Annotated in this window: 17 protein-coding genes; 3 read left to right on the top strand and 14 right to left on the bottom strand. The window is 63.6% G+C overall.

Features of this window, described 5'->3' with window-relative positions; all coding sequences use genetic code 11:
• Positions 1 to 53 precede the first annotated feature (53 nt).
• The gene (locus AWB79_RS27370) at positions 54 to 1679 is read left to right on the top strand and encodes an alpha-amylase family protein (protein ID WP_061170591.1); all 1626 of its coding nucleotides are present in this window, start codon (positions 54 to 56) and stop codon (positions 1677 to 1679) included.
• A gap of 99 nt (positions 1680 to 1778) precedes the next feature.
• On the opposite strand, the gene AWB79_RS27375 is transcribed toward AWB79_RS27370, so the two are convergent.
• On the bottom strand, positions 1779 to 2177 hold the full coding sequence (locus AWB79_RS27375) for an FKBP-type peptidyl-prolyl cis-trans isomerase (protein WP_061170592.1): 399 nt from the start codon (positions 2175 to 2177) through the stop codon (positions 1779 to 1781).
• Between the two features lie 199 nt (positions 2178 to 2376).
• On the opposite strand from AWB79_RS27375, the gene AWB79_RS27380 reads away from it, so the two are divergent.
• Together AWB79_RS27380 and AWB79_RS27385 are read left to right on the top strand one after the other, a co-directional pair.
• On the top strand, positions 2377 to 2817 hold the full coding sequence (locus AWB79_RS27380; protein WP_061170593.1) for a hypothetical protein: 441 nt from the start codon (positions 2377 to 2379) through the stop codon (positions 2815 to 2817).
• A gap of 153 nt (positions 2818 to 2970) precedes the next feature.
• On the top strand, positions 2971 to 3729 hold the full coding sequence (locus AWB79_RS27385) for a YoaK family protein (protein ID WP_061170594.1): 759 nt from the start codon (positions 2971 to 2973) through the stop codon (positions 3727 to 3729).
• 21 nt (positions 3730 to 3750) lie between these two features.
• Here the strand turns inward: AWB79_RS27385 and AWB79_RS27390 are convergent, their stop codons facing one another.
• From AWB79_RS27390 to AWB79_RS27450, 13 genes are all read right to left on the bottom strand, one after another.
• Positions 3751 to 5220, bottom strand: coding sequence for a hypothetical protein (locus tag AWB79_RS27390; protein WP_061170595.1), 1470 nt, complete (start codon positions 5218 to 5220; stop codon positions 3751 to 3753).
• A gap of 261 nt (positions 5221 to 5481) precedes the next feature.
• Positions 5482 to 6399 (bottom strand): LysR family transcriptional regulator, encoded by a 918-nt coding sequence (locus AWB79_RS27395; RefSeq protein WP_061170596.1) that lies wholly within the window; start codon positions 6397 to 6399, stop codon positions 5482 to 5484.
• Between the two features lie 118 nt (positions 6400 to 6517).
• Positions 6518 to 7204, bottom strand: coding sequence for an isochorismatase family protein (locus AWB79_RS27400; RefSeq protein WP_061170597.1), 687 nt, complete (start codon positions 7202 to 7204; stop codon positions 6518 to 6520).
• 199 nt (positions 7205 to 7403) lie between these two features.
• Complete coding sequence (locus AWB79_RS27405; protein ID WP_232471045.1) at positions 7404 to 8426, bottom strand: porin; 1023 nt, start codon at positions 8424 to 8426, stop codon at positions 7404 to 7406.
• A 14-nt stretch (positions 8427 to 8440) separates the two neighbouring features.
• Positions 8441 to 9778 (bottom strand): MFS transporter, encoded by a 1338-nt coding sequence (locus tag AWB79_RS27410; RefSeq protein ID WP_061170599.1) that lies wholly within the window; start codon positions 9776 to 9778, stop codon positions 8441 to 8443.
• 144 nt (positions 9779 to 9922) lie between these two features.
• A complete protein-coding gene (locus AWB79_RS27415) occupies positions 9923 to 11677 on the bottom strand; it encodes a hydantoinase B/oxoprolinase family protein (RefSeq protein ID WP_061170600.1) in 1755 nt (584 codons plus the stop codon).
• A 13-nt stretch (positions 11678 to 11690) separates the two neighbouring features.
• Positions 11691 to 13784, bottom strand: a complete 2094-nt coding sequence (locus AWB79_RS27420) for a hydantoinase/oxoprolinase family protein (protein WP_061170601.1) — start codon at positions 13782 to 13784, stop codon at positions 11691 to 11693.
• 214 nt (positions 13785 to 13998) lie between these two features.
• Positions 13999 to 14643, bottom strand: a complete 645-nt coding sequence (locus tag AWB79_RS27425; protein WP_061170602.1) for a trimeric intracellular cation channel family protein — start codon at positions 14641 to 14643, stop codon at positions 13999 to 14001.
• Complete coding sequence (locus tag AWB79_RS27430; protein ID WP_061170603.1) at positions 14640 to 15908, bottom strand: M20 family metallopeptidase; 1269 nt, start codon at positions 15906 to 15908, stop codon at positions 14640 to 14642. Before AWB79_RS27430 ends, AWB79_RS27425 begins: the two co-directional genes overlap by 4 nt.
• A 133-nt stretch (positions 15909 to 16041) precedes the next feature.
• Complete coding sequence (locus tag AWB79_RS27435) at positions 16042 to 16806, bottom strand: SDR family oxidoreductase (RefSeq protein ID WP_061170693.1); 765 nt, start codon at positions 16804 to 16806, stop codon at positions 16042 to 16044.
• An 11-nt stretch (positions 16807 to 16817) separates the two neighbouring features.
• Positions 16818 to 17258, bottom strand: a complete 441-nt coding sequence (locus AWB79_RS27440) for a MarR family winged helix-turn-helix transcriptional regulator (protein WP_061170604.1) — start codon at positions 17256 to 17258, stop codon at positions 16818 to 16820.
• A 15-nt stretch (positions 17259 to 17273) separates the two neighbouring features.
• On the bottom strand, positions 17274 to 19175 hold the full coding sequence (locus AWB79_RS27445) for an FAD-binding monooxygenase (protein WP_061170605.1): 1902 nt from the start codon (positions 19173 to 19175) through the stop codon (positions 17274 to 17276).
• A 130-nt stretch (positions 19176 to 19305) separates the two neighbouring features.
• Complete coding sequence (locus AWB79_RS27450) at positions 19306 to 19719, bottom strand: acyl-CoA thioesterase (protein ID WP_061170694.1); 414 nt, start codon at positions 19717 to 19719, stop codon at positions 19306 to 19308.
• Positions 19720 to 19735: the final 16 nt, after the last annotated feature.

Consider the following 19735-nt stretch of genomic DNA (forward strand, 5'->3'; position numbering starts at 1 on the left):
CCACACTCGCTTCCGCAGCTCAACCTCATGGGCTCTAAACATTAAATCCGCCGTTGCGCTTCAACCTTGAAACCGCCGACGCGAACGGCGATGGCATCGGCGACTTCCAGGGCTTGCTGCGTCGGCTCGATTATCTTCAGGGGCTCGGAATCAGCACCATCTGGCTGATGCCGTTCCAGCCATCGCCGGGTCGCGACAACGGCTACGACATCTCCGACTACTACAACGTCGATCCCTCTTACGGCACGCTCGGGGATTTCACCGAATTCACCCATGCGTGCCGTCAGCGCGGACTGCGCGTGATGATCGATCTCGTCGTGAACCATACGTCGGACCAGCATCCGTGGTTCAGGGAAGCGCGACGCGATCCGCAATCCAGGTATCGCGACTGGTACGTCTGGTCGAAGAAAAAACCCGCCAATGCGAAGGACGGCGTCGTTTTCCCCGGCGTGCAGAAATCGACATGGACCTACGACAAGGAAGCGGCGATGTGGTACTTCCATCGCTTCTACGATTTCCAGCCCGACCTGAACACCGCGAACCCATACGTGCAGGCCGAGTTGCTCAAGATCATGGGCTTCTGGATCCAGCTCGGCGTCTCGGGGTTTCGCATGGATGCGGTGCCGTTCGTCATCGCCACCAAGGGCGCGCAGGTGAAGAAGCCCGTCGAGCAGTACGACATGTTGCGCATGTTCCGCGAGTTCCTGCAGTGGCGCGAAGGCGACGCGATCATCCTCGCCGAGGCGAACGTGCTTCCCGACACGGACATGAAGTACTTCGGCGACGCCGGCGAACGCCTCCAGATGATGTTCAACTTCCAGGTCAATCAAAACACGTTCTATGCGCTCGCGAGCGCCCACACGAACCCGCTCAAGAAAGCGCTCAAGGCGACGAAGTCACGCGCGGCCACCGCACAGTGGGGCGTGTTTCTGAGAAATCACGACGAGCTCGACCTCGGCCGGCTCTCGCCGCAACAACGTGAAACCGTGTTCGCGGCGTTCGCCCCCGAGCCCGACATGCAGCTCTATGAACGCGGCATTCGCCGACGCCTGGCGCCCATGCTCGACGGCGACCGCCGCCGGCTCGAACTCGCCTACAGCGTGATGTTGACGCTGCCAGGAACACCCGTCGTGCGTTACGGCGACGAAATCGGCATGGGCGACGACTTGCGCCTGCCCGAACGCGAAAGCGTCCGCACGCCAATGCAGTGGTCCACCGAGCCGAATGCGGGTTTCACCAAGAATTCCCGTCCGGTTCGCCCGGTGATATCGGGCGGCCCCTACGGCTACGAACGCGTGAACGTCGCGAGCCAGCGCCGCGATCCGAATTCGCTGCTGAACTGGATCGAGCGCATGATTCGCATGCGCAAGGAAGTGCCGGAAATAAGCTGGGGCGATTTCGAAATCCTGCGCGCATCGCGTGAGGATGTCCTCGCGCTGCGCTACGACTGGCGCAACAACTCGGTTGTCTGCCTGCACAACTTCGGCGCCGCGGCATGCACGGTCAGGTTCAAGGTGGGAACGGTGTCGGGCGAGATTGACTTGCTCGTCAATCTGCTTTCCGATGATCACAGTCAGGCCAATGCCGCCGGACAACACGCGGTGGTGCTGGAGCCATACGGTTATCGATGGTATCGAGTCGGCGGTCTCGACTATCTGTTGAAGCGTAGTGAAGTATGAGCCGGGTGCAACCGGGACCGGAACCTCACCGCTGTTCGATCGAAAGCAGCCGATATGGCTGCTTTCTCATATCCCCATTCTGCTATCTGTCGCCGTCGATCACTTGCCGATGCCGAGCAATTCGACTTCGAACGTGAGATCGCTGTTCGGCGGAATCACGCCGACGCCGCGATCGCCGTAAGCGGTGGCGGCCGGACACGTCAGCTTCGCCTTGCCGCCAACTTTCATCTTCGCCACGCCTTGCGTCCAGCATGGAATCACGCGGCCCAGCGGGAAGGTCGCGGGGCCGCCGTGCTTGTCCGAACTATCGAACTCCGTCCCGTTCGCGAGCGTGCCTCGATAGTTCACGCGCACCACATCATCGGCGGTGGGCTGGGCACCGGTGCCTTGCTTGATGTGCTCGACCACCACGCCCGACGGCAGCTTCTCGATGGTATTGGCGGCGAACGCCGTAGATGCGATGGCCGAAGCGGCGAGCAAAGCGACGACTGCTTTCATGTATGGATCCTCGTTGAAAGAGACCTCGATTATATCGATCGCGTTTCACGGACCCTGGAATCGGCCGCCGATCTGGCGGTTTCGGGATCGTGCGGAGCGGATTTTGTTACACGTCTTACCGCTGTCAGCGGGCGGAGTTACGAAAGCCTTTCGATCGCGCGGTTATACTCGCGCCGTCTCAAAAATAATCGTCCGAACTATGTCAAAGCGAATCCTTCAGTTTGTAGCTATCGCAGCGCTCACGGCTGCGGCGGCGGCGCCGGCCATGGCTGGCGACATGAACAATGCGCTCGGCGGCGCGCTCGGCGGTGTCGCCGGCGCGGCGCTGGGCGGTGCCGTAGGCGGCAGCACGGGCGCGGTGCTCGGCGGCGCGGTCGGTGGCGGCGCTGGCGGCGCGGTCACGTCGAACCGTCGGGAGCGCACGGGCGCCATCATCGGCGGCGCGCTGGGCGGCGGCGCGGGCACGGCGGCAGGCAATGCCATGGGCGGCCGCGGCGGCGGCCTGGTCGGCGCGGCGCTGGGCGGCGGCGCCGGTGCGGCGCTGGGCGGCAATGTCTCGCGCTCCAACTCGTATGCGGACGTCTACGGTCGCGGCTACCACGGCCACGGCAAGCATCACAAGCGTCACTATCACGACTGAGCGATGAATCGGGCACGGCGCGGTTTCCGGCGCAACCCGGAAACCGCGCCGTGACTGCGACAAATCATCGCAGCAGACGACGCGCGACAATATCGAGATAAGCGGAAATTGACTGTAGCATCGTGCGAATCCCCCGCTTCCCGGATACGTCACGTGCCCGTCAATTACCTTCGCGACTTCACTTCGGCCGCTCGCACCGACACCGCCAACCGGCGGCTCGGCATCGCCCTGGCGGGCGTCGCGGGGGCGGCGAACGCGGGCGGCTTTCTCGCGATCGGCCAGTACACGTCGCACATGTCGGGCATGGTGTCGTCGCTGGCCGACAGCCTCGTGCTCGGCAACCTTCCGCTCGTCCTTGCGGCCGCGAGCGCGATCTTCGCGTTTCTCGCCGGCGCGGCGAGTTCGGCCATTCTGATCAACTGGGGTCGCCGCAGAGGCACGCACAGCGTGTACGCCGTGCCGCTCGCCGTCGAAGGGCTGTTGCTGCTGTGTTTCGGTGTGCTCGGCGCAAACCTCGAGCACCAGCGGCTGCTGTTCGTTCCGGCGACGGTGACGCTGCTCTGTTACGTGATGGGCCTGCAGAACGCGATGATCACCAAGATCTCGAAAGCCGAGATCCGCACGACGCATGTCACGGGACTTGTCACGGACCTCGGTATCGAGATCGGCAAAGGGCTGTACTGGAACCGGGGCGTATCGTCGACGGAATCGGGTTATATCGGCGCGGACGTCCGGCGGCTCGGCCTGCTGGCCTCCATGCTGGCGATGTTTCTGCTCGGCGGCCTGGCGGGCGCAATCTCGTTCAAGCAATTCGGCTTCGTCGCAACCGTGCCGCTCGCTGCGTTTCTGCTTTTGCTGGCGATCGTACCCGTCGCCGACGATCTGTTCAGCAGCCCGCGTCGCAGCCGATGACTTGCGTGCCCGAATTGCGCTTCATTTCGCCGGTCCGCCCGAGCCCAGATTGAAGATGCGTTCGCTGATCGCATCGAGAAACACGAAGAACGCGTCTGCGGCATATCCCGCCAGAAACGCGATGCCGGACGCGGACAGCGTCATGACGCCCGATCCCGACGAAATCTGTTGCGCCGCGTTCGTCGGGTCGTAAAAGAGTCCGACCGCGATACCCGCGATGGCGCCGAGCAGCAGGCGCACATAGGCGAGACTTTCGTCTCGCGGTCCGAGCGTGCTCGTCAGCGTCTTGCTCCCGATGCTTCGCAAATACGAAGCGACGGTTCCAACGAAACCGAAGCAGATCGGCAGCACATAGGTCGAATAGACTGAAATGACGAGCCCGATGGATTGCATGTCCTCTTGCCGGAATCGCACCACGTCTTCGGATGCCGCGGTGACGCTCGCGGCTGCGACTGCGACTGCCGCGGTCTGACTCGTACCATTGGCAGCAGCGGCGCCCGCGTTCGCCGCGCTCGCGGATTGCGCGCCGGGTGTATTGCCCGAGGCATTGCCGATCTGCTTCGTCTTCCCGTCGGCTTGCGCGGGACATGCGGATTTCGCGACGTAGGGGCGAACCGTCGCCGTCGCGAAAGGGGCGGTCAGAAATCGGGATTCCTCGGCGAAGGCGCCGGCATCGGCAATGGCCTTGTCGTAGCGCGATTGATAGTACGACCACGTACCGCAGAGCGCCCTCGCCGCCGAGGTGAGATCGTCGATCGAGTTCCAGCAACAGACAAGCGCGATGTCGCCCTTCACCTTCTTGTTTCCGGTCGCGGCGGACGAATCGGTCGCGACCTGCGCATACACGCTCTTTTCGATATCCAGTGCGCTTTTACGATCGTCCTCGAACCTCTTGAGGATCATCGAGCCATACACCGTCCAGCACAGCAGGCACATCGCGAGAATAAACGCCGCGATGCCGGCGAAGGTAATCCCGATCCGCTTGTTCCGGAGTCGCATCGCGCTCTTCGCCAATCCCGGATAAGCCACCGAGGCGACCGTGGACTTCGTCTGTCTCGGTTCGCCGGACTTGGTGCCCGTGGCTTCCTCGAGTTCGAGCGGCACGCCCTCCGCGAGATACATGTACGTATAGGCGATGGTCGCGCCACGCGCGGGAAACGCAAACGAGTTGAGCCGATCCTTCACGTAAAGAAGAAGCGTTGCATCGTATGCCTTGATGGTGGACGACTGGACCGGCGGATAGCGCATCGTCGAGATGCGCAGATAGATGTTGAACGGCGTTTCCTTCGGGAGCGGAACCTGGGACGATGTGGCGCCGGCTTGCTGTTGCTTCAGGAGATCCGCTTCGACGGGAACATCGACATCGAGCTTCCAGATATGCGTGTCCGCCTTGCCGGAGACGAAATCCAGGAGCAGAAAAACCTCGTTGAGTTCGCGCTTGAATATCAGTTCATCGAAGTTGTTCGGGCCTGCTTGAGCCTGTTGATCCATGGCAGCCTCGCAATTCAAGAGATGTGCGAGTTGCGGTCTTTCAGCCGCCCGATTCTCCTGATCTGCAGAATCTAGTCAACGCGCGCCAGGTTTGCGAGGCTGTTCGCCAGACAATGTTCGGAAAGCAACATAACGGTGCGGTTGAAGACGCCGCGAGATCGGCTTTCCGAAGCACGCCGTAGTCGCTTGACACCTCGCGGTCCCGGCCCGACTACGATCTCGAACGACCGTTTTCTTGTCATCAAGGATAGCCACACGTTCTCAGGGCTGCACCTGCCGGCCCCCGCTCCGCTGGCGGACCGCCGCATGCAACTCGCCAACGAAAGTCTCGACCGAAGGATTGCGGGTATCCGCGCGCCAGCAGGCGATCATCTCGATCTCGGTGTCCTTGTCCGCGAGCGGGCGCACGCACAAGCCGCTCCGCTGGATGTTCCGGATGCATTCCGGATAGACGCTCACGCCGGTATTCGCCGCGACCAGCCCGATGATGCCGTCGCTGGTCGACGCCTCCTGCGCAATCGACGGCGAAAATCCCACGCGATGGCAGATCGAGAAAAAATGATGGCGAAACGCCTCCCACGAATGCGGCGTCCCGAGCACGAAGCGTTCGTCGGCGAGATCCGCGAGCCGCAGCGTCTTCTTCTCCGCCAGCGGATGCGCGGCGGGAAGCAGCGCGACCATCGGCTCGCGGCCGAAAATCCGCGTCTCGACGCCCGGCGCGGCGAACGGTCCGATCATGAAGCCGACGTCGATGGTCGAATCGAGCATCGCCTCCTTCTGCATCGTGCTGGGCATGTGCACGAGATCGATACTGATCGACGGAAACTTCTTGCCGAACGCCTCGATGATGGCGGGCAATGCGCCGTTGATCGCGAAGTCCATGTAGGCGATGCGCAGGTTCCCGATGTTGCCCGCCTCCGCGCGCCGCGCGAGCGTGACCGCCTGATCGATGTGCGTGAGCGCGAGCTGGCAATGCTCGGCGAAAACGCGGCCCGCGTTCGTCAGTTCGACGCGGCGCGTCGTGCGTGCGAGCAGCGCCGCGCCGACCGACTCTTCGAGCGCCTTGATGATGCGGCTCAGCGCTGGCTGCGTCATGTGCAGGCGCTCGGCGGCGGTGCTGAACTGGAGGGCGTCCGCGACCGCCAGAAAGGCGCGGATGTGATGAACGTCGATACGCATGTCGCGTCGTGGTCTCCTGGCGTCGGGCGGACCGGACGCAGCGTCATCGCGTTCCGGGCGAGTGCTCTATCTTACCGGTGCCCGGAATGTCGCGAGCCGCTCACCGGCCCGCGCGCACTCAACCCTTCACCGACTGCAGATAGTCGACGCAGCGATCGACCGATTCGACATCCGCGAACTTCGCATCGATGTCGAAGAGGTTCCATTCGACAGCACCCGGCACACGGTCGCCGATACACTCGCGCACGGCGATCGTGCGGAAGCCTTCGGCGAGCCCGTCGCAAAGCGTCGTGCGCACGCAGGCGGAAGCCGTGACGCCCGTGACGAGAATCGTGTCGACGCCCGCCGCGCGCAGAAAGCCCGCGAGATAGGTGCCATGGAACGAGCTCGCGCGCTTCTTGATCAGCACCTGCTCGCCTTCGATCGGCGCAATGCGCGAGTCGATCGCCCAGAGGTTCTCATCCGATTGCGCGACCACATCGACGGGAATCTTGTTGTGCCAGAGGCCCATGTCGGTATGCGGGTCCTTGCGATCGGTGACCTGATAGCAGGTCGTCACGTGAATGACCGGATGACCGTTCTCGCGGCACGCCGCGAGCAGGCGCTGCACGCCGGGGATGATCTGGTCGTCGATGTGCTCGCACGTAAAAGGGTTGCCCGGCCGGGTCCACGCGTTCGCGAGATCGACGTTGACCAGCGCCGGCTTCTTGCCGAACCCGACGCGCCGCTGAAAGCCGCGCTGCTGATACAGTTCGGTGGCTTCTGCAAAGGCTTTCGCCAACATATCGTTCAATCCTGCGTTCATCTCTTCAATCTCCGAAAGTTTCTCTGGGACGCTTGTGCCATGTGTGTCGGCAGAAGAACTATAGGTTCGACATTATTGCGAGTCCAATTACAGTTTTGCCACGTTTATTACCGCTATTGCTATTAATCGGAAATGCCTTCGGCGCCTGTGAAAAAAGCCCGGGGCATGCCCGGGCCGCGACGTCATGCGTCGATGAAGCTCAAAACCGGCTGCGAATTCCCACGCCGTATGTCACGCCCGACGTCAGCGCGCTCGCCCGGTCCGCGAGCACCGCCGCGTACACATCGGTTCGTCGCGACAGGTTGTAGTCGAAACCGACCGCGAAGGTGCTGCGGCTGGCCTGCGACGCCCCCGACGACTTCGAATGCATGTACGACGCAAGCGCCTTGCCGTCGCCGATGGGCACCGCCAGCCCGAGCTGCACGCCGTTGACGGTCGTATCCGCACCGCTGATGTCGTTCGATATGCGCTGATACTGACCGTACAGCCGCACCACGTTCAGATCGCACAGCAGCGCGGCCATCACGGCGGTCTGCCGCGTGTAGCCCGGCGCGATCGCTTCGAGATCGCCCGGTGTCGTATCGAAGGGCTGACTCTGGAACGCGACGCTGACCGAGAACGGCCCGCCCGAATAGGAAGCCGACCCGCCCCACTTGTGCGCATTGCCGTCGCCCGCCTGATTGCCGAGCGCATAGATCACGTCGGCGTTGAAACCCGAGAGCACTGGCGTGCGATACAGCACGGCGTTATTCCACGCATATCCGCCGACGAGCCCCTGCCCGTTCACCCCGAGATAGGTATGCAGCACCGTGGGCGAGAACGTGTATGAGTCGATGAACGGATTGAACAGAACCGCCGTCACGAAATACGGCGTGACGATGCGGCCGAGGTGCACCGTCCCATACGGCCCGCCCACGCCCACATACGCGCTGCGTCCGAAGAACGGCTCGCCGTCATAGCTGCCCGCGCGGCCGTTCTGCGGCCGGAAGAAGTCCTCCAGCACGAAGGTCGCGCGCCAGCCGCCGCCGAGATCCTCGTTGCCGCGCATGCCCCAGTAGGACGTCGACATGCCGCCGCCGCCCACCGTCCACGCCTGCCCGCTGCCAAGCGGCTTCGACGAACCCGCCCATGCATCGACGAGCCCGTACAACTGGACCGACGACTGCGCGTGCGCCGCGAGCGCCTGAAACGATACGACGAGCGCAGCGGATATTTTTGTCATCGCGCTCGTTCGCTTCATTTCTCCGCCACCTCGCCGCCCTTGCGCGCGAAGATCATGAGCAATGCGGATGCAAAGCATGGCAGCGCGCCGAAATACAGCGCGCCTTCCTTCCACGACGCACCGTGCGCGAGCAACGCGGTGACGCCCGCGCTCGCGATGACCGCGCCGATCGGTCCCATGGCCGTGACGATCGCGCCGCCCGTCGCGCGGATCGAAGTCGGATAGCTTTCGCCGATGAAGAACAGCGCAGCCGCATACGGCCCGATCAGAAAGAACAGGCCCAGGCTGTAGAACGCGACCACCACGCCGAAGTCGCTGGGCGCATAAAGCATCGCGAGAAACGAGAGCGCGCCGAGCGTCCATCCGCCGACGATGGTATTGCGCCGCCCGAGCCGGTCGCCGATAAAGCCATGCACGACATACCCCGCATAGCCGACGACATTCGAGAGCACCAGCACGACGAGCGAGCTCTGGAAGGACAGCGCATGAACCTTGGTGATGACCGTCGTGCCCAGCACGCTGAAGACCTGAATCGTCGACCAGTTCAGCATGAAGGCGAGACCTAGCACAACCGTCGTGCGCAGTTCGCGACCGCGGAACGCCGCGCCGATGCCGCCGCCCGCATGCTCGAGTTCGATGCCGTGCGCGTGCGCGAGATCGCGCGCCTGCGCGTTGTCTCCGGCCCGCGCCGTCTCCACGATGCGCCGGTGCAGCAGGAATTGCGGGCTCTCCTTGAGCCGCCGCGTCATGAACAGGATGGCGATGGCCGGAAATGCCGCGAAGATGAAGCAGCCCTGCCAGCCGACCAGCGGCAGCAGCACCGCCGTCAGGCCCGCCGCAACCAGCGCGCCGATCGGCCAGCCGCCCTGCACTAGACTGAAGAAAAAGCCTTTGCGGCGTTGCATGCGCGGGTCGTCGAGCGCCGCGTACATCTCGTTCAGATAGGTCGCGTTGACGGTCTGCTCCGCATAGCCGAGACCCGCGAGCGAGCGCACGAGCACCAGCACCGTCTGACCCGCGTTGCCCGCCGCCGCCGTGAGCCCGGAGCAAAGCGCCGCGCCCGCGACCGTCGCGATCATGCCGGTGCGACGTCCGAAGCGATCGACCACCGGACCGACGAAGAACGCCACCACAGCCGAGCCAATGGCGACGAGCGTCGCGATCTCCGCCTGCTGCGCTTCGCTCCATTGATAGTGCAGACCGATTTCGGGCAGCAATGTCCCGAACAGGATGAAGTCGTACACCGCGAATACCCACGCAAGGAATGCGGTCCAGCTTGCCCGGCTGACGTCGCGCGCATCGACGGGCGGCGGTGTCCAGAATGTCTTCGATACGGCTTCTTCTCGTTTCATGATCGATCTCCTGACGCGCAGGCGCGCGCCGTCGCACGCATCGAGGCATAAACCTTGATACGCATGGCTAAATATTCGGAACAAAAACGCTGAAGGGAATTTCGGATGCGAGCCGGAGCGGAGTCCGGCTCGCGATTTGACGCGTCAGCGACGAAGCTTTGCGCGCAGCGCCTCGGTCGCCGCGAGATCGAGCGTCATGCCGGAGGTGATCACGACGCCATACGCATCGCGCGCGTGCTCGATCGTGCAGAAGTCGTCGAGCACGTCGTCGAGGACCTGCGGCGCGGGCCGCTCGAGCGGATCGCCGTAGCCGCCGCCGCACGGCGCGTAGTAGGCCATTGCCTCGCCCGCCTTGAGCGCCACGCTGGAGAACTTCGCCGGCATCGGCGTGACGCTGCCGTCGGGGGCGACGATCTCGACCTTGCCCACCTGCCCCTCATGGCCGCCGAACGCGCCCCACGGCACGTCCTGATGCCGCTCCGATTCGTGCGTAACGGTGCCGCCTTCGAGCAGTCGCTGAGTCTTCACCACGCCGATGCCGCCGCGATACCTGCCGGCTCCGGGCGCGACGTCATCGCGCAGTTCGTAACGGTCGCACACCATCGGCAGATGCATGCCGAGGTCCTCGATCGGGTTGTTGCGCGTGTTGGCCATCAGGTTGTCGATCGAATCAGGCCCGTCCGATGCGGGACGCCCGCCGTATGCCCCTTCGTTGACTTCGAGGAAGACCCAGTAGTCGCCGGAGGACCGGATGCCCGAGTACGCGGCGAACGACAACGTGGCCGAATTGCCGGCCGTCACGCGTTCTGGCAACACCGGCGACAGCGCCTTGATGATCAGATCGATCATGCGATTGCACTGCGTGAAGCGCGCCTCGGCCGCTGCCGGAAAGATCGGATTGAAGATCGAGCCTTCCGGTGCGGTCACGCTGATCGGCCGGAACGAGCCTTCGTTCGGCGGCAGCTTCACGTCCATCAGCGCCGTGTCGGTCAGAAGCGCGCGGAACGCGCAGTAGCACGCCGGCTTGGTCGAGCCTTCGAACGGCACGTTGAAGCCGGTCGGAACCTGATCCGCCGAGCCGGTCAGATCAACTTCGACGGCGTCGCCGCGAACCTTCACGCACACCTTGATCGGCAGAGGCTTGTCGCGATTGAGGCCGTCGTCGTCGAGAAAGCCTTCGGCGTAGTAATCGCCGTCGGGAATCTCGGCGATGCGATTGCGCATCATCGTCTCGGTGTAGTCCATCAGTTGGTTCGCCGCGCCGAACACGGTGTCGCGGCCGTACTCCTCGAGCAGTTCCTGCATGCGCCGCGCGCCGAGCTGCGCCGAGGCGATCTGCGCGTCGATGTCGTCCTTCGTCTGGCGCGCGGTGCGGCTGTTGTAGCCGATGAACTGCCACAGGCCGTCATTGCGCCTGCCGCGCTCGTAAAGCTTCACGCCTGCGAACAGCATGCCTTCGGCGAATACATCCGGAATGTCGATGATGAGCCCCGGCGTCGCCGCGCCGATATCGACGTGATGCGCCGTGTTGGCCGCGAAGGCCACGAGCTCGCCACGCCAGAACACCGGCACGACAATGCACAGATCCGGGCTATGACTGGAACCGTAGTACGGGTGATTGTGGATGACCACATCGCCCTCTTCCCATTTTCCGCCTTGCAGACAGCGCGAAATGCCGCGCAGATACGCGGGAATCGAGCCGATATGCAGCGGCGAGCCTTCCGATTCGGTCAGCGTGTTGAACTCCAGATCGAAGAGCCCGGCTCCGATATCCTGCGATTCGCGAATGATCGACGAAAACGACATGCGGTACAGCACGTGTCCCATCTCTTCCGCGATCGTATGCAGCGCCCCGCTGATCACCTGCAAGGTGACGGGATCGACGCGTCCGTTTTCCATGGTTGCTCTCCCCTCAGGCCGACTGTCGGTTGATATGGATGTTGCCGTTCGCCACGACGCGCGCGCGATACCCCGGCGGCACGAGCGTGGTCGAGTCGCGCTGCACGACGATCGCGGGTCCGTCGAGCGTGTTGCCCGCGAGCAGAACGCTGCGGTCGTAACGCGGCGTGTCGTAGGTCTCGCCGTCGTCGAAGGTCGTGCGGCGCACGAACATGAGCGCGCGATCGTCCGGACGGGTCGATCCGGTCGGCAGCGTCGGCCACTGCAATGCCGGCGTCTTCGCCACGCCGATCACGCGTACCGTGACGATTTCCACTTCGACGTCATCGAAGGCCCAGCCGTAGTCGCGCTTGTGCTGCGCGTGAAAGTTCGCCCTGATGCGGTCCACGTTCGCGAGGCTCACGGCGCCGTCCGGAATGTCGGCGCGCAATTCGAAGCCCTGACCGTGATAGCGGCACTCGGCGACGCGCACGTATTGCTGGCGATAGGCGGGCACGCCATCCGCTTCGAGACGCGCGCGGCATTGCGCGGTGAGCTCGTCGATGACGCCGTTGATCCTGTCGATATCCGCTTCCTTCACGTTGTCGAGCACCGTCATCACCGAACGCGTGAATTCGTACTGCATGTCGGTGACGAGCAGGCCGATGGCCGCCGTGATGCCCGGCGCGGGCGGCACGATCACTTCGCGCGCGCTGACCGCTTCGGCGAGCGCGACGCCGTTCAACGGGCCCGCACCGCCGAACGGCAGCAGCGCGAAACGCCGTGGATCGAAGCCCTTGGCGACCGAGTTCGCGCGGATCGCGAGCGACATGTTGGAGTTGAGAATGCGGATGATGCCGAGCGCCGCTTCCTTCACGCTCATGCCGAGCGGCCGCGCGATCTTCTCCTCGATTGCCCGATGCGCAAGCTCCGGATCGATCTTCACGCCGCCGCCGAGGAACTGGTCCGGATCGAGACGGCCGAGGACCACTTGCGCATCGGTGACGGTGGGTTCGACGCCGCCGCGCCCGTAGCACGCGGGCCCCGGATCCGCGCCCGCCGAGCGCGGACCGACGCGGAACGCGCCGCCCTCGTCGATATACGCGATCGAGCCGCCGCCCGCGCCCATGGTCGCCATGTCGATCATCGGAGCGAGGACCGGATACGCGCCCACGTAGGTATCGCGCGGATTCATGATCTTGACCTGGCCGTCGGGAATCGTGCTGAAGTCAGCCGACGTGCCACCGATATCGACCGTGATCACGTCGCGCACATCGGACATCGCGCCCGCCCAGCGCCCGCCCATCACGCCGCCAGCGAGCCCCGACATGAGGATCGACACGGGCCGCTGCGCGCACGTCTCGACTGTGGACACACCGCCGTTCGACTGCATGATGCGCAGATGCGCATGGATGCCCGCGTCGCGCAGCTTGCCTTCGAGGTTGTTCAGGTACAGCGCAGTCTTCGGACCGACGAAGGCGTTCATCGCGGTCGTCGAGAAGCGCTCGTACTCGCGAATCACGTTCACCACTTCCGACGAGCACGACACGTAGGCATCCGGCAGCACCGACTGGATCAGCGCCTTCGCGCGGCGTTCATGCGCATCGTTGAGAAACGAGTACAGGAAACACACGATCACCGAGCCGATGCCGCGCGCCTTGAACACCTGCGCCGCATCGAGCACTTCCTGTTCGTTCAGCTCGGCGACGACTTCGCCGTGCGGGGGCATGACGCGCTCGGTGATCGCGATGCGGTTGCGGCGCTTCACGAGCGGATGCGACTGCCACGGCACGTCGAACTGCAGCGAGAAGTTGTGCGGCCGCTTGTGGCGGCCAATATGCAGAATGTCGCGGAATCCGCGCGTCGTCAGCATGCCGACTTCGGCGCCGTTGTGCTCGATCGTGATGTTGGTGGCGACGGTCGTGCCGTGCACGATCATCGATACATCGGCGGGCTTCACGCCCGCGAGTTCGCAAATCTCGAGAACGCCGCGCAGCACGCCCACCGACTGGTCATGTGGCGTGCTCGCGACCTTGTGGACGAACACGCTCGCACGATCGCTCCTGTCAATCTTTTCGAGGACCAGATCGGTGAACGTGCCGCCGACATCGACTCCTATTCTTGCCATGGCCATTTCCTCTTCGAACCTTGATGAAGCGCTTCCGCCCCGATCCATTTCCGGTCGGAGCCGAAGCGCACGTCCGTGCCGCCGCGCAGCGAAAAAAGTGAAGGCGGCGATAGGAATTTGGCCTGCCCAATATTCACATGTCTATTGATATTTCCGGCTCGATTGATAGCGTTTTCGGTATCAATTCAAGGGGAGCGACGAGCGCGACGGCGGGCTATTTTTCCTCGTGAACCACGTTCGCCGGCGGTCCACGAAACGCCGGCAGGCCCCAGCCGAAATAGAGCGAAGCGAGCCGGATCGCGACGCATATGAAGGTGGCGAACCACGGCGTCCACCACTGCGTCCAGTGCGCATACGAGAAAAGAACCTGCGCGCCGGCGCCGGCGAGCGCGGCCGATGCATAGATCTCGCGATCCAGGATCGCCGGCAGCCGCGAAAGCACGACGTCGCGCATGACGCCGCCGCCGACCGCGCTCACGATGCCCAACAGGATCGCGACTTCCGCGCCATGTCCGAAGCTCAGGGTCTTTTGCGCGCCCGCCACGGCGAACAGGCCGAGCCCGATCGCATCGAAAAGAAGAACCGGCTGACGCAGGCGGCGCACTGGCGCATAAGCGAGAATCGCAACCGCGGAGGCGAGCAGCGATACCGCCAGATAGCGCCAGTTCGAGAGCCCTGCCGGCGGTATCGCCCCAATGCAGACGTCGCGCACGATGCCGCCGCCGCACGCCACCATGAAGGCGACGGATACGATGCCGAACAGGTCGAGCCGCCGCTGGCGAGCGGCGACGGCCCCGCTGATGGCGAATGCGAATGTCCCGATCAGGTCGAGGACGAGGTACAGCGAGTGCGAGTTCACGCCGAATCATCTCGCGATTCGAGCCACGCTCCCGCCGCGCACAGCATGGCCTCGAGACCCGTGCGCAACGTAGGGTCGATCACAGGGGCGAACTTGGGCGAATGGTTGCTCGGAATTTCGTTGAGCTTTTTTGCTTCCAGCGCCTTTCGAAAGGCCTCCGGATCCGTTCCGCCGACGAACCAGAACGCATAGGGCACGGCCCATTCGCGCCCGAAAATGCTGAAGTCCTCGCTCGCCGCCGCAGGGTCCGTTTCGTAGGCGTGCTCGCCGAAGTGCGATTCGAATGCTTCTCGCACGCGTTCACTCGTCGCGGCGTCGTTGATCGTGAGCGGATAGCTCGAGAGCGTCGTGAACTCGGGCTCGCGCGGCGCGTTGGAGGCCACGCATTCAGCGCAGCAGATGCGGCGGATCGCGCCCAGCATGTACTCGCGCACGTCTTCGTCGAAGGTGCGCATATTGAGCTTGAGCGTCGCGTCGTCGGGGATGATGTTCTCTTTCGTTCCCGCTTGCAGTGCGCCAATGGTCAATACGGCGCTGTCGCGTGGCGAGATCTCGCGCGATACGATCGTCTGCAGCCGAAGTGTCGTCGAAGCGGCCATGATGACTGGATCGATGGATGTCTGCGGCTGGGATCCGTGCGACCCGCGCCCGAACAGCTTCACTTTCAGACTGTCGCCGGCCGAAAGTATCGTGCCGCTGCGGTAGCCGACCGTGCCCGCCGCGCCCACCATGACGTGCTGGCCAAGGATCACATCGGGCTTCGGAAAGCGGTCAAACATGCCGTCGTCGATCATGCTGCGGGCGCCCCGCGCGACTTCCTCGCCGGGTTGAAACACCGCCATCAGCGTCCCGCGCCAGGCGTCGCGATGCGCGGCCATCACGTGCGCCACGCCCATCAGCCAGGTCACGTGCATGTCGTGGCCGCACGAGTGCGCGACGCCCACTTCGATACCCTCTTCGTCCTTCGCCCTCACCGTGCTCGTGTACGGTAGCCCGGTCGCTTCCGCCATCGGCAATGCATCCATGTCGGCGCGCAGCATCACGGTCGGGCCGTCGCCGTTGCGTAGCACCGCGACAACCCCGGTTCCGCCGACATGGCGCGTCACGTCGTACCCGAGCTTTTCAACGTAGTTCGCCGCGATGTCCGCGGTGCGCGTCTCCTGCATCGACAGTTCCGGATGCTGATGCAGATCCTTGTAGATGGCTTCGAGCTCCGGCAAAAGAAGCTCGACAGTGTGCGTCGTCGTTTCCAGCAATCCCGGCATGATCGATCTCCCTGAGACGTTCCGTTGCGGTGAGATTACGCTGCCCGACGAATTGCCTACGGCCGCGCATCGGGACAGCGACACCACACAACCATAGTCCCGGTACGGATAGTCTGGAAGTGCTTTGAGACGTTCAGGACGCCTTCTGCATGTCGTTATCGACGGGTAGCATCTGGCCCGAGATCGACTTGCCCGCATCCGATGCGAGGAAGAGGGCCAACGCCGCGATATCGCGCGGATCGACGAAGCGTTGCAAGGACTGGATCGACATTGCGTCGCGCCGTTCCTCGTCCACGGACCGCCCGCTCACCTGCGCGCGGCCCGACAGAACTTTCTCGATACGATCGCCCGCCACGGCGCCCGGCAGGATTGCGTTGACTCGCACACCGAACTCACCGAGTTCGCGCGAAAGGGTCTTCGTGAATCCGATCAAGCCCCACTTGCTGACGGAGTACGCGCTTCGATTCGGATAACCGAAACGGCCCGCCACCGACGACATCACGATGATCGAGCCCGCCCGCGACCGCTTGAGATGCGGAATGGCGAGCCGCGTCACGTTGAAGGTGCCGTTCAGGTTGATCTGCATGACGGCTTCCCAGGCTTCGGGATCGTAGTTTTCAACCGATGCCGTCGGCCCTGAAATCCCCGCGTTGTTCACGAGCACGTCCAGCCCGCCCAAAGCCCGAACGGCATCCGGCACCACGCGCTCGATATCGGCACGGCTGCCCATGTCGCACACCGCGGTTTCGATGTTCGGAGATTCCGCGGCGAGTGTGGACAATGCATTCGCATCGACGTCGATCACGAATACCTTCGCGCCATTGTTCGCGAAGGCGCGCACGATTTCGCGCCCGATACCCGAGGCGCCCGCGGTCACAAGAACTTTCTGCGTATCCATGTTCATCTTCATTAATCGTCATGCGGGAGCAGCGCTGACAGCAGCCGCCGCAACTCCCGTCCTTCGGCCGGAGTCAGCTTCGCGGTGAGGATGCGCTCCACTTCCTCGACACGCGGACGCAACGTCGAAAGCTGCTTCTTGCCCGCCGACGTGAGAAACAGCACATAGCTGCGCTTGTCGACGGGGTCGTCGGATCGTTCGATCAACTCGTTGCGCACCATGCGTGCGACGAGATCGGCGATGGTCGACCGGTCCACGTCGAGTTCGTCCCCGAGCTGGCGCTGATTGACGCCCGGCGTTCGCTGCAGGATCTCGAGCGCCGCGTACTGGACGCTCGTGACCTCGGTGGAAACCTCGCTCTGCCAGACAGCCAGATGCCGCTGCTGAGCGCGGCGAACCAGGCTGCCGGTGAACCGGCTGGGCGCATCGGGGTGATCGGTTTTGGTCGGCACTGGCTAGCGGTTCTACTAAAGAGAAACGGTTCGGAAAGCGGGCCGCAGGAACGCATTCAGTTCGGCGAATGCATCGAGCGGAAGCACATGCGCGACGTACTGGTCCGGACGGACGACGACGAGCGCGCCCCGTTCGCGGTCGATGCCGCGCTCATCGAAGATATCAGTCGATGCATCGCTCGTAAATGCCTTCTCGTAGTCGATAAGCCCGTACCGGCCCTTGCGCGGCAACAACGACGCATGCAGATCCTCGAGCTGTACTTCGCGATGCGGCTTTTGCAGCACGGCGCGCAGATCGAAGACACTATCCGCATCGGCATTGTCGGGTGTGGTCAGGCGCAGGATCGATTCAGGTGATTTGGCAAGATGCTCGCAAAGCGCCTCCAGCGCGACTCCGCTCGCGTCCGAGAACGCGTACAGACGCCAGCGGCCATCGGCGCGCGCCGCGTGACCGAGGTGCATCGGCTTTGCATCGGCGATGCGAACGACAGGCGACGAGTGAAAGCGCGTGCCGATCGTGAAGCCGCTCGCGAGCGACTGGTGCGTCGATTCGCCCGTCAACGCACCCGGCCGGTAACGCGTGGCCACGCCCGCCGTATATCGTCCCGCACGCACGAAATACGCCTGAAGCTCCGCGGGATCGACACCGCCGGCCTCGGGATGCTCGGGGTCCTTCGGCGGAGCGGCCATCATGGCGGACCATTCCTTGTCGAAGTCGATCAGTTCCTGCGCGACCGGCTGACGTTCATCGGAATACGTGCGCAACAGGCTCGCGTCGCTGCGTCCTTGCAATACCGCCCCGAGCTTCCAGCCGAGATTGAAACCATCCTGCATCGACACGTTCATGCCCTGGCCCGCTTTCGCGCTGTGCGTATGACAGGCATCGCCCGCGATGAACACGCGGGGCTCACGCGATGTTCCGTCAGCCGCGACGGCGTCGTCGAACCGTGCGGTCAGGCGTTGACCGACTTCATATACCGAGAACCACGCGACCTCTTTGACATCCAGCGAATACGGATGAAGAATCCGTTGCGCCGTCTCGATGATGCGCTCGACCTTGGTCTGCTTGATGGTGTCGCGATTCTCCGGCGTGACCTCGCCGAGATCGACGTAGAAGCGCACGAGATAGCCGCCTTCGCGCGGAATGATGAGCAGATTGCCCTTGCTCGCCGACTGGAGCGCCACCTTGAGTCGAATGTCCGGGAAATCGGTGACCGCGAGCGCATCCATCACGCCCCATGCGTGATTGGCGGCGTCGCCATTCAGCGTCTGTCCGATCGCCGTACGCACGGGGCTTCGGGCGCCGTCGCAACCCACCACATAGCGCGCGCGCACGGAGACTTGCTCGCCACGCCGCGCTTCGTCCGTTCGGCGCAATGTGACGTGCACCGGATATTCGTCGGTGTCGTCGCGCTTCAGATCGACGAACTCGAGATCGTAGTCCGGTTCGAGTCGTTGCGCGGACCGGCGCATCAGATCGAGCAGGTATTCCTGCACGCGCGCCTGATTCACGATGACATGCGGAAACTCCGACAATCCTGATTCGGTATCCTGAACACGTCCGGTACGCCTGATCGTGCCACGGTCGTTTGCGTCCGGCCTCCAGAAGGCGGTCTCGTTGACCCAGTACGCTTCGCGCAGCAAACGCTCGCTGAGCCCGAATGCGTTGAACATCTCGACCGTGCGACAGGCGACGCCATCTGCCTGCCCCATCAGCAACGGCCCCGAGCGACGTTCGACGATGCGCGTCGTGATCGACGGAAACTGCGACAACTGCGCGGCCAGCACGAGCCCTGCCGGCCCGCTTCCGACGATGAGCACATCGACCGCCTCGGGCATGTCGACCCGGGGAGCGCCTTCGGCAGCCGGTTCGATCATCGGATCGTCAGTGCGAAAGCCGTTGAGATGAAATTGCATGATGTCTTCCTCCGTTTAGTCTCGACCGCATTGGTATCGAATATACTCCGTACCCCAACTATTTCCAAGAATTTCTGCGCACTCTGATGTTTACCCTGAGATCAGGATGCGGACCTGCGATGCGCCGGTCTCACTCGCACGCCGCGCGTATGAATTCGGGCACAGGGACGGCTTTCAGACGTCCGTCGGCCTGCTTCACGCATAGCGCGCGTGTCGCCCGGCCTTCGCAGATCAACGTCTCGCCGCGCACGATGCGATGGCTCTGGATGAAAACCTTGCCGCGCCATTCCTCGACGCGCGTATGTATCTCCAGACGTTCTCCGTAGGTCGCGGAGGTGACGAAGCGGGTGTGGAATTCGAGCAGCGGCGGGCCGACGCAGCCGGGCAATGCGTCCATCTCCCGCCATGGCTGAAGGCCGCACTGTATAAAATAATCGTGCGAGGCGGCGTCCATCCAGCGCGAGAAGTTCGGAAAGAAGACGATACCGGCGGGGTCGCAATCGCCGAATTGAACGTCGACAGAGTAGATCGTTTCTTTGCTCACGGTTTTATGCTCCGTA

Origin of the sequence: Caballeronia hypogeia (assembly GCF_001544875.2) — a bacterium.
GTDB classification, from domain to species: domain Bacteria; phylum Pseudomonadota; class Gammaproteobacteria; order Burkholderiales; family Burkholderiaceae; genus Caballeronia; species Caballeronia hypogeia.